This window comes from Streptomyces ardesiacus (genome assembly GCF_003112575.1).
GTDB classification, from domain to species: Bacteria; Actinomycetota; Actinomycetes; order Streptomycetales; family Streptomycetaceae; genus Streptomyces; species Streptomyces ardesiacus.
In genome coordinates this window covers 627,688-642,345 of the sequence record NZ_BEWC01000002.1, presented here as the reverse complement: position 1 = coordinate 642,345, position 14,658 = coordinate 627,688, and the positions used below count along the sequence as shown (strand labels likewise).

Sequence of the window (14,658 nt, the reverse complement as noted above, 5' to 3'; positions counted from 1 at the left end):
CGGCTGTGCCGCCGTGTCCGACAGAAGCGAGGTCACGTCTTGTCCGTGCACGACGATCTGTCCTCCGTGCAGCGCAGCCTCGACGAGCTGTCCCGGACGGTGACCCGGCTGGAACAGCGGCTGGGCGGCGGCCTGGAGGTACGCCGGGTCCGCACCGACGCCGACCACCTGCGCGAGAGCCTCGCGCTGCTGCGGGCCGCGGTTGCCGCACCGGACGCGCCCAAGCGCCCGGACCTCGTACCGATCCCCGACACGCCGTACGACGGCTCGCTGTGGACGGACTCGGACGACGAGGGGCTCGGCGCCCGCGACCGCCGCGCCCCCTAGGGCCCGCTCCGGGACGAGCGACCGGCCCTCCACCCGACCCGACCGACCGGAGTCGCCCAGTGGCCACTGGTACCGAACCTCCAGCCACCGATGACCGTCCCCCGGGCGGCGGCGTCCACACCCCGACGCGTGCCGCCATCCGCGCCCGGCACCTGCGCACCGACCGCTGGTGGCTGGCGCCGACCGCCACCGCGGCGGGCCTGCTGGCCTTCGTCGTCTACTCGACCTGGCGGGCCTTCGCGGGCTCCGACTACTACGCGGCCCCCTACGTCTCGCCCTTCTACTCCCCCTGTCTGGCGGAGAGCTGCGAGCCGATGCGCTCGGGGCCCAACTGGGGTCTGTTCGGGGCCTGGTGGGGCATCTCCCCCGCGATCCTGATTCTGGTCTTCCCGCTGGGCTTCCGCCTGACCTGCTACTACTACCGCAAGGCCTACTACCGGGGCTTCTGGGCCTCCCCGCCGGCCTGCGCGGTGGCCGAGCCGCACAAGAGGTACACCGGCGAGACCCGCTTCCCGCTGATCCTGCAGAACGTCCACCGGTACTTCTTCTACGCGGCGCTCCTGGTCGCGGGCATCCTCACCTACGACACCGTGCTCGCCTTCCGCGACGAGCACTACGCGTGGGGCCACATGGGCCTAGGCACCCTGGTGTTCCTGGCCAACATCGCGCTGATCTGGGCGTACACCCTCTCCTGCCACTCCTGCCGGCACATCGTCGGCGGCAAGCTCAGGCACTTCTCCCGGCATCCCGTGCGCTACCGGCTGTGGCAGTGGGCCGGCCGGCTCAACGCCCGGCACATGCAGCTCGCCTGGGCGTCGCTGGTGAGCGTGGCGCTCGCCGACTTCTACGTGTATCTCGTCGCGTCCGGTGTCTTCGACGATCCGAGGTTGTTCTGATGTCCGTGGCCGACCGGCAGGAATGGGACGTCGTCGTGGTGGGCGCGGGCGGCGCCGGACTGCGCGCCGCCGTCGAGGCCCGCGAGCGGGGCGCCCGTACGGCCGTGATCTGCAAGTCGCTGTTCGGCAAGGCGCACACCGTGATGGCCGAGGGCGGCATCGCCGCCTCCATGGGCAACGTCAACTCCGGCGACAACTGGCAGGTCCACTTCCGCGACACGCTGCGCGGCGGCAAGTTCCTCAACCAGTGGCGGATGGCCGAGCTGCACGCCCAGGAGGCCCCGCAGCGGGTGTGGGAACTGGAGACCTGGGGCGCGCTGTTCGACCGTACGCGGGACGGCCGGATCTCGCAGCGCAACTTCGGCGGCCACGAGTACCCGCGCCTCGCCCACGTCGGCGACCGTACGGGTCTTGAGCTGATCCGCACCCTCCAGCAGAAGATCGTCTCGCTCCAGCAGGAGGACTTCCGCGAGACCGGGGACCACGAGTCCCGGCTGAAGGTCTTCCAGGAGTGCACGGTCACCCGCGTGCTCAAGGAGGGCCGCAAGGTCTCGGGGGTGTTCGGCTACGAACGCGAGAGCGGCCGCTTCCTCGTCCTCCGGGCGCCCTCGGTGGTGATCGCGACCGGCGGCATCGGCAAGTCGTTCAAGGTGACGTCGAACTCGTGGGAGTACACGGGCGACGGCCACGCGCTGGCCCTGCTGGCCGGGGCGCCGCTGCTCAACATGGAGTTCGTGCAGTTCCACCCGACGGGCATGGTCTGGCCGCCGTCGGTGAAGGGCATCCTCGTCACCGAGTCGGTGCGCGGCGACGGCGGGGTGCTGCGCAACTCCGAGGGCAGACGGTTCATGTTCGACTATGTCCCGGACGTCTTCAAGGAGAAGTACGCCGAGTCCGAGGCGGAGGCCGACCGCTGGTACGACGACCCGGACCACAACCGGCGCCCGCCCGAGCTGCTGCCCCGCGACGAGGTCGCCCGCGCGATCAACGCCGAGGTGAAGGAGGGCCGGGGCTCGCCGCACGGCGGGGTCTTCCTGGACGTGTCGACCCGGATGCCCGCCGACGTGATCCGGCGCCGGCTGCCCTCGATGTACCACCAGTTCAAGGAGCTGGCGGACGTGGACATCACGGCGGAGGCGATGGAGGTCGGGCCGACCTGCCACTACGTGATGGGCGGCATCGCCGTCGACTCCGACACCGCCGCCGCCCGCGGGGTGCCGGGTCTGTTCGCGGCCGGTGAGGTGGCGGGCGGCATGCACGGCTCCAACCGGCTGGGCGGCAACTCGCTGTCCGACCTGCTGGTGTTCGGGCGCCGGGCGGGCCGGTACGCGGCCGAGTACGCGGCGGGCCGGACGGACGAGGGCACGCGTGCCCGGGTGGACGACGCGCAGGTCGACGCCGCCGCCGCGGAGGCGCTGCGCCCCTTCTCCGCCGAGGCGCACGAGCCCGGCGCCGGCCCGCCGGAGAACCCGTACACCCTGCACCAGGAACTCCAGCAGACGATGAACGACCTGGTGGGCATCATCCGCCGCGAGGCGGAGATGAAGCAGGCCCTGGAGAAGCTGGCGGAGCTGCGGGTGCGGGCCCGCCGGGCCGGGGTGGAGGGGCACCGGCAGTTCAACCCGGGCTGGCACCTCGCCCTGGACCTGCGCAACATGCTGCTGGTCAGCGAGTGCGTGGCACGGGCCGCGCTGGAGCGCACCGAGTCGCGCGGCGGGCACACCCGCGAGGACCACCCGTCGATGGACCGGCGCTGGCGCCCGGTCAACCTGGTCTGCTCCCTGGCCGGCCCGGCGGACGACCTCGCCGCGGCGGACCCCGAGCGCGGCCGGATCGCCCTGGAGCGGCAGACCACCGAGCCGATCCGGCCCGACCTGCTCGCCCTCTTCGAGAAGGAGGAGCTGGTGAAGTACCTCGCCGACGAGGAGCTGGAGGGCCTGTCCGAATGAGCGGCTACGAGGCCCGGTTCAAGGTGTGGCGCGGTGACGTGGCGGGCGGCGGCCTGCACGACTTCACGGTCGAGGTGCACGACGGCGAGGTGGTCCTCGACATCGTCCACCGCCTCCAGGCCACCCGGGCCCCCGACCTCGCGGTGCGCTGGAACTGCAAGGCCGGCAAGTGCGGTTCGTGCTCGGCGGAGGTCAACGGGCGGCCGCGGCTGCTGTGCATGACCCGCATGTCGGTGTTCTCCCGGGAGGAGACGATCACGGTCACGCCGCTGCGGGCCTTCCCGGTGATCCGGGACCTGGTGACGGACGTCGGGTTCAACTACACCAAGGCCCGCGAGGTCCCGGCCTTCGTGCCGCCCGCCGATCTCGGGCCGGGCGAGTACCGGATGATGCAGGAGGACGTGGACCGCTCGCAGGAGTTCCGCAAGTGCATCGAGTGCTTCCTGTGCCAGGACACCTGCCACGTGGTCCGCGACCACGAGGAGAACAAGCCCGCCTTCGCGGGCCCGCGCTTCCTGATGCGCGTCGCCGAACTGGACATGCACCCGCTGGACGCCGCCGCCGACACCGGCCTCGACCGGTCCCGCGCCGCCCAGGACGACCACGGGCTCGGCTACTGCAACATCACCAAGTGCTGCACGGAGGTCTGCCCCGAGGGCATCCGGATCACGGACAACGCGCTGATCCCGCTGAAGGAACGGGCCGCCGACCGCAAGTACGACCCGCTGGTGTGGCTGGGGTCGAAGATCGGGCGCCGGTCCCGGGACCGCTAGCGGACCCAGCCGTCCCGGTACGACGCCCAGTCCTCCTCCGTCGCCGCGAAGTCGATGTACGCCGCGACGCCGAACCGCTCCCGGCCGGCGTCCGTGCGGGACAGGCCGAGCCGGACGCCGCGGACGGCGGCGTCGACGGTCTCCGCGTGGTTCCAGTGGCCGAAACGGTTCTCGTGGTAGAAGGGCAGGCCCATCAGGAGGTGGGTCGTCGGCGGGGTCGCCTCCAGGGCCAGCGAGGTCTGCTGGGCGACGTAGCCGCCGTACAGGCTCTCCAGGGGCTGCATGGTGTCGTACGACATGACGGCGATCTGGTCGACGCGGCGGGCGACCTGGCCGAAGAACTCCTGGGACCACCACTTGGGGTGTCCGGCGACCGTGCCCCAGAAGGAGTGGAAGCCCGGCAGCGGGTCGATCTGGTGGGCGGCGACGGAGAGCCGCGCGTCGCGGGCGCGGGTGACGGCGCGGACGTCGTCCAGGAGGGAGAGGTAGTCCCGGTCGCCCGAGTGCAGCGGTTCCAGGTCGAGGTGGACGCCGTCGTAGCCGGCGTCCAGGACCTGGCGGGCCGAGCCGACGACGGCGGCGCGGGTCGACGCCTTCTCCAGGCGCATGCCGTCGGGGCTCTCGGTGGCGAGGACGTCGCCGAGGAATGCCTGGACACGGACGCCGGGCAGCTCCCGGTGCACCCCCTCCACGAACCGGCGGGCGTTCGGGTAGAGGGACTCGGGCAGCGTGCCGTCGTGCTCCATCGGGCCGGTGTGGACGTACAGGTCGCGGATGCCGGTGGTCCTCAGCTCCCGGGCCAGCGCCGTGAGGTCCGCGTCCGTCTTGCGGCCGTCGACCCAGGCGTGGCCGAGCCACATCGCGTCGCGGTCGCGGGTGTGCGTGCCGTCGGCGGGGTCACCCATGTAGGTGACGCGAAGGGCCGCTTCGGCGGTGAGGAGAGGGACGAGGAGGATGAGGAGGACGGCGAGGGCGATGCGGCGGAGCCGCTTCTTCCACCGGGGCCGAGCACCGTCGGCGGCCTTCGGTCCAGCTTCCGGCCCGGCTGCCGGATCGGTTCCCGGTGGGTCTTCCGGATCGGTTCCCGGTCCGGCTTCCGGATCGGTTCCCGGTGCGTCTTCCGGTCCGGTGTCTCTCCGGTCCGTGTCCGCCACGGTGTCCCCTCCCTGTCGTCCCGCCCCGGTCGCGGTAGCCGGAATGCGCGCCTACGCTCCGAGCGTGTTGCCACCGGGGACGCCTCGAACCGGTGTTCCGGTTGCGGTCGGGAGTGTGCGGTGACGGTCTCCGCCGATCTGGTGCCGCCCCTGGTCACGGCCGGGGCGGCCCTGCTGCTGGCCGGGTACGGCCACGTCCGCCGTACCCGGCGGGCCCGGAACCGGACGACTCCGGGCCGGGTCAGAACAGGCTCAGCAGGGCCTCCGCCGGGTCGGTGAGCTGGGTGTCGGCGCCCGGCAGGGGCAGCTCGAACCAGACCGTCTTGCCGTGCGGCGTACGGCGTGAGCCCCAGGCGGCGCTGAGCAGGCCGACCAGTTGCAGGCCGCGGCCGCCCTCGTCCGTGTCGCGGGCGCGGCGCCGGCGGGGCTGGACCAGGCCGGAGTCCCAGACCTCGCAGACCAGGGTGCGGTCGAGGAGCAGGCGGAGTCTGATCTCGCCCTCGCCGTAGCGCAGCGCGTTGGTGACGAGTTCGCTGACGAGCAGTTCCGTGGTGTCGACCAGCGGTTCCATGTCCCAGGCGAGCAACTGGGCGCGGGCGTACTCGCGGGCCCGGCCGACGCTGCGCGGTTCGCGCGGCAGGGTCCAGTCGCCGACCGAGTCGCTGGGCAGTCCCTGGACACGGGCCATGAGCAGGGCGATGTCGTCCTCGCCGTGGTGGCTGTCGAGGGTGTGGAGGACCTGGTCGCAGACGTCCTCCAGGGGCTGCGCGGGGTCGGTGAGGGCGCCCACGAAGGCCCGCAGGCCCTCGTCGAGGGGGTGGTCGCGGCTCTCGACCAGCCCGTCGGTGTAGAGGGCGAGCAGGGCGCCCTCGGGCAGTTCGACCTCCACCTCCTCGAAGGGCTCCCCGCCGACGCCGAGCGGCAGGCCGGGCGGTACGTCCAGCATCAGCGCGGACTCGCCGGGCTCGACCAGGACGGGTGGCAGGTGGCCCGCGTTGGCGAAGGTGCAGCGCCGGGTCACCGCGTCGTAGACGGCGTACACGCAGGTCGCCAGGTACACCTCGGACAGGTCGGCCTCCCGGGGACGGCGGGCCGCGCGGGTGGCCTGCTGGACGCCTCCCGGGGCTCCGAGGCCGCGGGCGATCTCGTCCAGTTGGCCGAGCACCTCGGCCGGTTCGAGGTCGAGCTGGGCCAGGGTGCGCACGGCGGTGCGCAGTTCCCCCATCGCGACGGCGGCGCGCAGGCCGCGGCCCATGACGTCGCCGACGACCAGCGCGGTGCGGTGGCCGGGGAGTTCGATGACGTCGAACCAGTCGCCGCCGACCTCGCTGGCCCGGCCGGTGGCCGCGTTGCCGGGCAGGTAGCGGCAGGCGATGTCGAGCCCGGACGCCTCCGGATCGCCGGGCGGGAGCAGGGAGCGCTGCAGGATCAGCGCGCGTTCGTGTTCGCGCCGGTAGAGGCGGGCGTTGTCGATGCAGACGGCGGCGCGCGCGGCCAGTTCCACGGCGAGGTCGCGGTCGCGGTCGCCGAACGGCTCGCTGCCCTTGGTGCGGGCGAACTGGACGAGTCCGACGACCGTGTCGTGGGCGACCATCGGCACGGCGATCGTGGACTGCACGAGGCCGCCGTCCTCGGCGGGGACGGTGCGCGGCCGGGCGGTGCGCAGGGCGTCCGCGCAGGGGGAGTTGAACGGGAAGTGGTGGACGGCCCCGAGCTCGACCCGCTGGCCGGCGCCGCGGAAGGGGGCTTCGGAGACGGCGCTGGAGAAGGCTACGCGGCGCAGTTCCGCGCTGCCGTCGGCGAGGCCGGGCGGGGTCTCGTCGCCGGCGAGCAGTCCTTGGTAGAGGTCGACGGTGGCCAGGTCGCAGAAGCCGGGGACGACGACGTCGAGGAGTTCGCGGGCGGTGGTCTCCAGGTCGAGGGAGTTGCCGATGCGGGCGCCGGCCTCGTTGAGCAGGGCGAGGTTGCGCCGGGCGGCGGCGGCCTCGCGGGCGGCCCGGCGGCGGGCGGTGATGTCGGTGCCGAGCCAGGCCACGCCGATGGGCCGGCCGGAACCGCTGTGCACGCGGTAGAGGTTGACGGACCAGTGGCGGCGTTCCTGCGAGCCCGGCACGAAGCCCGTGACGTGCATGTCCGTGATCGAGTCGCCGGTCTCCAGGACCCGGCGCAGGGTCGCGGTGACCCGGTCGGCCTCGCCGCGCGGCAGGTAGTCGTGGACGCCCTTGCCGCGGTGGTCGTCGGGGTTGCCGCCGAAGATCGAGGCGAAGCGCTGGTTGGCGCGGCGCACCCGCAGGTCGGGGTCGATCAGCAGGAAGCCGAAGGGTGACTGGCCGAAAATGGCCTGCGAGGCGGCGAGATCGGTCTCGATGCTGCGCAGGACGCGGACGTCGACGACGATGCAGACGGCGGCCTTCTGCCCGTCCTCGGTGCGCGTCGGCATGACGTACACCTCGGCCAGCCCGCGCTGCCCGCGGCGTCCGTTCGCGCGCTCCCCGGACCCGGTGGTGCCGTCCGGCGTCCGGAAGGGGACCACGCCGGTCCACTCCCGGCCGTCGAGGATCTCGGTCATCTTGCGCTGGCCGCGCTCGCGCAGGTCGGGGTCGATGAAGGTCTCGATGGGATCGGCGCCGACGGCGTCCTCCGCACGGATGCCGAGCAGTTGCTCGGCGCGCAGGCTCCACTGGTCGACGAGCCCGTCGGGCCCGATGGAGAAGGAGGCGACCTTGATGTAGTCGTAGATGGAGCCGGGCGGGCTGCTCTGCCACACCGCGTCACCGAGCGGCGCGCCCTGCGCCGGGCCCCCGGACTCGGTGGGCTCCGTGGGCTCCTCGGCCCTCGCTGGTATCTCGCTCACGCGAACCGTCCCCTCCAGCTCACCGCGTCCGGCACCGGTCACCGGAGGCGGCTGCCCGCAGTATCCAGCACTACGGCGCCGCACGACACGGTGTTCACGATCACAGCACGGTCCCGATGGTTTTCGGTCCGGACCGTGACAACACTTCCAGTCTTCTAACCAGCGGACACGGCATCGAATCACGCAGTTCCACAACTGCCACCGGCCCGAACCGGTTGACGGCCGGGACAAGGGTCGATGTCGGTACATTCCGGACACTTTCCCGGTCTGCGGCGACGGAGCGTCACGAAGCCGGCACGTCGGTCGGCACATCGGCCGGCAGGGCGAGTTCGAACCACACGGTCTTTCCCGTCCCGCCCGGCCGGGTGCCCCAGCCACGCGCGACGGCGGCCAGCAGTTGCAGGCCCCGGCCGGCCTCGTCGTCGGGGCCGGCTACGCGCTCACGGGGCGGATCGGGCAGCGGGTCGGACACCTCCACCAGCAGGACCCCGGCGGCTCCGTCGGCCGCCGCGGCTTCGCGCACCAGGCGGACTCCGATGGGTCCCGCGGCATGCCGCAGGGCGTTGGTGACCAGCTCGCTGACGAGCAGCACGGCGATGTCCCCGACACTGTCGAGCCGCCAGTCGTCCAGCGTGCGGCGGACCCGGGAGCGGGCGGTCCGCACGGCGTCCGGCGCCGCGGGGAAGACCCACTCGACGTAGTCGCCCTCGATGCCGCTCACGCCGATCACTTCCCCGGACGACAACTCCCACGCGTGCCCCTTTTCGGGGGGTTAATGGGCCCATACCCCTTTATCCGGGGTCGGTACCGGTCCGGGTACCGCTCATTCGGGCCGCGCGGCGCGCACCTCGGGCCAGACCTGGGCGAGCACGCGCTCGACGGCCGGTACGTCCTGCTCGAGCCAGGGCACGTCCCAGACCTGGGCGGGGGTCAGCCAGCGCAGGGCGTCATGATCCTCAAGGGGTTCGGGGGCGGCGGAGCCGGGGAGCAGGCGGGCGGTCCACACCTGGAGGACGTACGGCGCCCGCAGCGGCCACTGCCCCGGGACACGCTCACCGGTCCCGGCCGCCACCCCGAGTTCCTCGCGCAGCTCGCGCACGAGCGCCGCCTCGGGCGCCTCGCCGGCCTCGACCTTGCCGCCGGGCAGCTCCCACCGCCCGGCGAGTTCGGCGGGCGCGCTGCGGCGTGCGGCGAGCAGGCGTCCGCCGTCGATCAGGGCGGCGCCCACCACGATCCGTTCCGTCATGCGCCGGAGCCTACGGCCTCGCACCCGGCCGGTCCGGCCCGCCCGGTGGCGGCGTCGGTCAGTCCGCCGCGCCCGTGGCCGTGCCCGCGTCCTTCGCGCCGAGCCTCTCGACCCAGTAGAGCCGCTGATGGCCGCGACCGTCGAGGGTGTCCGCGATCTCCTGGGCCTCGGCCCGGGTCGCGTACCTGCCCACGCGGTAGCGATTGCCGTTGTCGTCCTGCCGGAAGACCAGCCAGGGAAGAGTGACCGTGCCGTCGTTCATCGCGCCCCTCCGCCTCACGTTCCCGTCGCCCGCGGCACTCGCCGCGCCCCGCCCGTCCGGGAAACCGCAATCCGCATATGCCCGAGCCTACGCCCTACCTTCACGGAGCGAACACGGCTTTGCACAAAGAGGTACGCAACCAGCCAGAACGCAGGGGGCGCGCGTTGCGGAACGCGCCGTCCGCGCACACCGTTGCCTCCGGTCACAGGCATGACGGGGAGCCGGGGAGGGGACCTGCGGGAACGGCCGGATTCCGGCGCCGGGCGGAGGGTGCCGCCGGGGGCCGCGGACGGGCGAGCAGGGGTGCGGGAGGAGGAACGGAGCGCGGGAGGCGCACGACGGGCGTGCGCCATCTCACACCGCGGAGTGGCGTGAACTCCCCGCGCCGGTGCGCTCCTTGGCGGCTACCTGACCGGCAGGTGGTACGCCACCCGGTACCGGTCGGCGGGGACGACCACGTCGGCCGTCTCCACCGCGCGCCCGGAGGCGTAGAACGTGCGCTGGATGACCAGCACCACGTGTCCCGGCACGCCTCCCAGGGCGAGCAGTTCCTCGGCGAGGCCGGGGCGGGCGCCGACCTCCTCGGTGACGTTGTCCACGACGACGTCGATGGCGGCCATGCGCTCGACGACGCCCATGCCGCCGAGCGGCCCCTCCTCGGGCAGCATCACCGGTGTGCGCCCGGTCAGGTCAAGCGGCTCCCAGGAGGTGGAGAGCATGACGGCCTCACCGGCCTCCCGGAAGACGTACCGGGTGCACATCACGCGGTCGCCGGGCTTGATCCCGAGCCGCTCGGCCACGGCGCCGCTCGCCTCGGCCTGCTCGCTGCGCGACTCCCAGGTGCCGCGCACGTCGGCGTCGGCCTGCTCCTGCCGGAAGGGCGTGGCGCCCCCGGCCGGGCGGTACCCGGACCGGGCGACGCGCTTCGGGACGGGCCGCTCGCGCACATAGGTGCCGGAGCCGGAGCGGCCCTCGACCAGGCCCTCGGCCATCAGCACCTTGCGGGCCTCCAGGGCGACGGTGTCCGAGACGCCGTACTCCTCGCGGATCCGCGCCTGGGACGGAAGGCGGGTGTGGGGCGGCAGCAGGCCGTCGGCGATCTTCTTGCGGAGATCACCCGCCACGCGCAGATACGCCGGCTGCTCACCGAATGTCACTGGCCGCTCCCATCAGATTGTACAGACAGCAACAGCGTGGCAACCGCGGGTTGTCCCGGGCAAGCAAAGGCCAGAGAATCACTCGAAGTGATGACTTGCCCCGCCCGAGGGCTTTACGCAGGCACTTTCTCCCCGCTATGGGCGCCGTCACACCTCCTTGCCGGGGCTGTCTCCTCCGCCGCCGCCGGGCTCCTCGTACTCCGGCGGCGTGGTGTCGAGGCCGAGGGACTCGCGGGCGGTGACGGTGGTGTCGCCGTCGACGAGCGCGTAGCCCTCGTCGAGGTGCTCGTAGAACGGGTCCGCGGCGGGAGTCGTCCCGGCCGCGGCGAACTCCTTGCGTGCCGCTTCGAGGTCCGCGACCAGCTTGGTGACGGGCCGCTCGGCCGCGGACGGCCAGGAGTGCGCGCCCAGCATCCCGATCTGCTCGCCCAGCGCCTTCTCCACCCGGCCCGCCCAGGCCCGGTACCCGGCCGGGTCGTCCTCGAAGTACTCGCTCTCCGGCGTCGACTCCAAGGCGTCGTCCACGACTCGCGCGGCCTCCAGGTAGGCGACCTGGTGCGCGTCGAGCGTCGATGCGTCGTTGCGCAGCGAACCCTTCAGGCCGGTCCCCTCGTCCGTGCTGCCGAACAGGCAGGTGATCTCCCGGTCACCCGCCCGCCAACTGCCCGAGGTCGGCGTCAGGTAGTACACGTCGACGTCGGTCGGCAGCGCCCAGGTGTCCATGGCGTACTCGTCCACGAGCCCGTAGCAGCGCTCGTCGGCCGTCGAGGTGACCTCGCGGTCCCCCGGGTACGGGCCGCGGTCCGGCAGGTCGAACACGGCGAACACCTCGCCGTCGTGCCGCTGTTCGCAGGGCACCTCGTCGACGTCGTACGTCACGCCCTGGAGGGAGCCCCCGGGTGTGTTGAAGCACTGGCCCTTCTCGAGGGCGAAGGCGGTGCCGCTGCGGGCGGCGTCCCGGAAGCCGTCCCAGAAGTCGGCGGCGGCGCCGGTCGAGAACACCAGCACCCACAGGACCAGTCCCACGGAGGACAGCACACTTCCGGCCACCGCGAATCCCTTGCCCCGCTCGCCCCGCTTGCGGATCCGGGCCAGCGCGATCAGCCCGAGCACGAGCCCGACCGCCGGCACGCAGCACAGGACACCGAGCACGAAGGCGGCGACGGCGAGCCCGTTGACGGGGGCCTGCCGGGGGTGCGGCCCGTAGGGGTGGCCCCACGGCGGCGGAGCGTACGGGCCCTGGGGGTAGGGCCCTTGGGGTCCCGGCGGCGGCGGTATCGACACGAGTGCCTTGCTCCTGTTCACGAGGTGGTGCGGCGGCGTGCGCGGCCCCGCGCATCGTAAGCGCGGCCCGGCGGGGAGGCGACGCGCGGGTCGCGGCGGCGCACGCCGGGTTCGTCGCCGCGCCGATCGGCGCGGTTCCGGCCGCGGCGTGCCCGGCCACGGCGGGGGCTCGCCCCGCGCCGTCGGCTGCGCTCCCTCGTGCCCGGTGCCCCACGCCCGCTCCGCTCGCCCGCCTCCCGCGCGTGACGGCGCTCCGGAGGCCGCTGGTCGTACGGAGCCAGGTGGACCGGACGCCGGCGGCGTGCGCGTTCCCGCCGTAGGCGGCGCAGGCGGGACCAGCGGCCGAAGGCACCGGCCGACGCGGAGGACGGGCGGGCGGTCGCCGGTGCGCGGGTGGTCGGAGGGCCGGGCCGCCCGCACGTGACACGCCTTCAGGACAGCTGCGCGGGCCGCTCGGACGTGACACGCCTTCAGGACGGCTGCGCGGGCCGCTCGGACGTGACACGCCTTCAGGACGGCTGCGCGGGCCGTTCCGACGTGACGCGTCTTCAGGACGGCTGCGCGGGCCGTCCGTCGCCCAGTCCGAGCCGGGCCTGTTCCTCCTCGACGACCTGGCGGGCCAGGTCGGGGTCCAGGACGTCCACGGCGTCCGGCGTCGCCTCGGCCAGCACGCTGCGCCGGGCGTAGGCGTCGAAGAGCCGGGCCTTCCTGTCCAGCATCCGCACCAGCCGCTCGTCGACCCCGCCGGTGGTCAGCAGCCGGTGCACCCGGACCGGCCGGACCTGGCCCATGCGGTGGGCCCGGGCGACGGCCTGGTGCTCGACGGTCGGCTTGATCTGGGGCTCGCACAGGACCACCACGGAGGCCGCCTGGAGGTTGAGGCCGATCCCCGCCACCTGGATCTGCGCGAGCAGCACCGCCGGTCCGGACACGGCCGTGAAGGCGTCGGCGACCTGCTGGCGCCTGGCGGGCGGCACGCTGCCGTTCAGCGGCCCGAAGACCGGGCCGTACGGCGCCCGCGGGCCGGGTTCCTCGGTGCGCAGCGCGTCCTCGACCGTGCTCAGCACGTCCCGGAAGGCGGTGAAGACGACGACCTTGTGCCCGTTCTCCCCGGCCTCCCGCACGATCTCGCGCAGGCGGCCGAGTTTGGCGGACGCCTCCGGACGCGCGTACGCGGCCCTGCGCATGGCCATGAAGTTGCCGTCGGCCACGGCCGCGCGGTAGGCCCGCTCGTCCTCGGCGCTCGGCTCCTCCCACTCGTCCGTGTGCTGGAGGCTGGGCAGTTCGGTCAGGACGTCCTTCTGGTTGCGGCGCAGGTAGACCCGGGCGACCGCCTGGCGGAAGGCCACCGGGTCGACCGGCCCGGCGCCGTCCCCCAGCCGGTCCGCCACCTCCGGGTCGAGCATCCGGACCAGGTTGCGGAACTCGGCGACCCGGTTCTCCATCGGCGTACCCGTCATGAACAGGACGTGCTCGCACCGGGCGGCCCACTGGCCGACCGCGCGCGCCCGCAGGGTCTGCGGGTTCTTCACGGCGTGCGCCTCGTCGACCACCAGCATCCCGAGTCGGTCCGCCTCCGGGGCCGGGAGATGCCGCAGCAGGCCGTAGGTGGTCACCGCGACCCCGCCCCGCTCCCGCCAGTCGGCGAAGGCGTCGTGCCGGTCCGGACCGTGCAGCGGCAGGACCCGCAGCGTGCTGCGGGAGGCGACCTCGCGCGTCCAGTTGACCAGGACGCTCGCCGGGCACACCACCAGGAAGTGGGTGCGGCCGCCCGCGGCCAGGTGGGCCAGGGCCGCGATGGCCTGGACGGTCTTGCCCAGGCCCATCTCGTCGCCCAGGATCACCCGGCGCCGCGCGAGGGCGAACCGTGCCCCGAACGCCTGGTACCCGCGCAGCGACACCCGGCGGTGGGTGTCGTCCAGGTGCTGTTCCCGCACCCGCTCGGCGAGGTCGTCGGGCAGGAAGCCCTGGGCGGCCGCGGTGTCGGGGGCACGCGTGACGATCTCGCCGAGCAGTGCGTAGTACTCGGCGGAGCGCACTTCGAAGTCGGTCCAGGCCGCGAGGTCGCCCGCCGCTCCGCGCAGCAGGTCCACCGACGCCTGGGCGAACCGCTCGGGGGCACCGGCCCGCTCCGCCTCGTCGAGGAGCGTCCCGATCGCCGCGACCGCCTCACGCGCCCGCGCCCTCCGCGCCCGTCCGGCCAGCAGCAGTCCGCTCCGCCGGGCGGCCGGACGGGCGTCGGCCAGCAGCGGTTCGAGCCGGCCCGTCAGGGCGGTGGCCTCGTCGACCGAGCGCCGCGCCTCCGGGCCCGCCTGCACCAGTACGTGGAGGGCCGAGACCAGCGCGGTCGTACCGGGCTCGGGCCGGTCCACGTCCAGGTGGACGGCGACCGTCTCCCCGGCCGCCTCGGCCAACTGCCGTGCGGCGGACAGGATCTGGTCGACGGTGCGCTGTCCGACCCCGGGTATCTGCCGCAGGCGGTAGGCCCCGGCGTCGAGTACGGCGGCGACGGTGCCGAAGCCGGCGCGCTCGACGGCCCCCAGGCGCAACTGCCCCCCGGTGGCCTCCTGCAGCCGCGTCACGGGGATGGCGTCGAGGGCCTCCCGGGCCGCGGCCCGGTGCAGCGGCTCCAGTGCCGCCCGGACGGCCCCGACGGCCCGCTCGTGGTCACCGGCCAGGGCGCGCGCCGCCTCCTGGAGCCGCTTGCCGCGGGCGACCGTCTCCCGCTCAGCGCGTCCCATCGCCCACCGTGCCCC

Annotated in this window: 12 protein-coding genes; 4 read left to right on the top strand and 8 right to left on the bottom strand. The window is 73.6% G+C overall.

Annotation, left to right across the window (positions count from 1 at the left end):
* Window positions 1-39 precede the first annotated feature (39 nt).
* From Sdi02f_RS09990 to Sdi02f_RS09975, 4 genes are read left to right on the top strand one after another with little or no spacing between them, the layout of a single operon-like run.
* The gene (locus tag Sdi02f_RS09990) at window positions 40-327 is read left to right on the top strand and encodes an Rv0250c family protein (protein ID WP_108933109.1); all 288 of its coding nucleotides are present in this window, start codon (window positions 40-42) and stop codon (window positions 325-327) included.
* A 59-nt stretch (window positions 328-386) separates the two neighbouring features.
* Window positions 387-1,223, top strand: coding sequence for a succinate dehydrogenase subunit SdhC (gene sdhC, locus Sdi02f_RS09985; RefSeq protein WP_108933108.1), 837 nt, complete (start codon window positions 387-389; stop codon window positions 1,221-1,223).
* A complete protein-coding gene (locus tag Sdi02f_RS09980; RefSeq protein WP_108933107.1) occupies window positions 1,223-3,172 on the top strand; it encodes a fumarate reductase/succinate dehydrogenase flavoprotein subunit in 1,950 nt (649 codons plus the stop codon). Before sdhC ends, Sdi02f_RS09980 begins: the two co-directional genes overlap by 1 nt.
* On the top strand, window positions 3,169-3,945 hold the full coding sequence (locus Sdi02f_RS09975) for a succinate dehydrogenase/fumarate reductase iron-sulfur subunit (RefSeq protein WP_031082522.1): 777 nt from the start codon (window positions 3,169-3,171) through the stop codon (window positions 3,943-3,945). The genes Sdi02f_RS09980 and Sdi02f_RS09975 overlap by 4 nt, the downstream gene beginning before the upstream one ends.
* Here the strand turns inward: Sdi02f_RS09975 and Sdi02f_RS09970 are convergent.
* From Sdi02f_RS09970 to Sdi02f_RS09935, 8 genes are all read right to left on the bottom strand, one after another.
* Window positions 3,942-5,099, bottom strand: coding sequence for a glycoside hydrolase family 18 protein (locus tag Sdi02f_RS09970; RefSeq protein WP_108933106.1), 1,158 nt, complete (start codon window positions 5,097-5,099; stop codon window positions 3,942-3,944). The two genes, Sdi02f_RS09975 and Sdi02f_RS09970, sit on opposite strands and share 4 nt — an antisense overlap.
* Before the next feature lie 241 nt (window positions 5,100-5,340).
* Window positions 5,341-7,953: a SpoIIE family protein phosphatase gene (locus Sdi02f_RS09965; protein ID WP_031184789.1), complete on the bottom strand. Its 2,613-nt coding sequence runs from the start codon at window positions 7,951-7,953 to the stop codon at window positions 5,341-5,343.
* 283 nt (window positions 7,954-8,236) lie between these two features.
* Entirely contained in the window at window positions 8,237-8,683 is a 447-nt protein-coding gene (locus Sdi02f_RS09960; protein ID WP_030400779.1) for an ATP-binding protein, read from the bottom strand.
* Window positions 8,684-8,776: 93 nt separating this feature from the next.
* Window positions 8,777-9,199 (bottom strand): (deoxy)nucleoside triphosphate pyrophosphohydrolase, encoded by a 423-nt coding sequence (locus Sdi02f_RS09955; RefSeq protein WP_030400780.1) that lies wholly within the window; start codon window positions 9,197-9,199, stop codon window positions 8,777-8,779.
* Window positions 9,200-9,257: 58 nt separating this feature from the next.
* On the bottom strand, window positions 9,258-9,461 hold the full coding sequence (locus Sdi02f_RS09950; RefSeq protein ID WP_030400781.1) for a hypothetical protein: 204 nt from the start codon (window positions 9,459-9,461) through the stop codon (window positions 9,258-9,260).
* 404 nt (window positions 9,462-9,865) lie between these two features.
* The gene (locus Sdi02f_RS09945; RefSeq protein WP_030400782.1) at window positions 9,866-10,618 is read right to left on the bottom strand and encodes a GntR family transcriptional regulator; all 753 of its coding nucleotides are present in this window, start codon (window positions 10,616-10,618) and stop codon (window positions 9,866-9,868) included.
* 147 nt (window positions 10,619-10,765) lie between these two features.
* The gene (locus tag Sdi02f_RS09940) at window positions 10,766-11,902 is read right to left on the bottom strand and encodes a DUF4190 domain-containing protein (RefSeq protein WP_055467397.1); all 1,137 of its coding nucleotides are present in this window, start codon (window positions 11,900-11,902) and stop codon (window positions 10,766-10,768) included.
* A gap of 548 nt (window positions 11,903-12,450) precedes the next feature.
* The gene (locus Sdi02f_RS09935; RefSeq protein WP_108933105.1) at window positions 12,451-14,643 is read right to left on the bottom strand and encodes a DEAD/DEAH box helicase; all 2,193 of its coding nucleotides are present in this window, start codon (window positions 14,641-14,643) and stop codon (window positions 12,451-12,453) included.
* Between the last annotated feature and the right edge of the window lie 15 nt (window positions 14,644-14,658).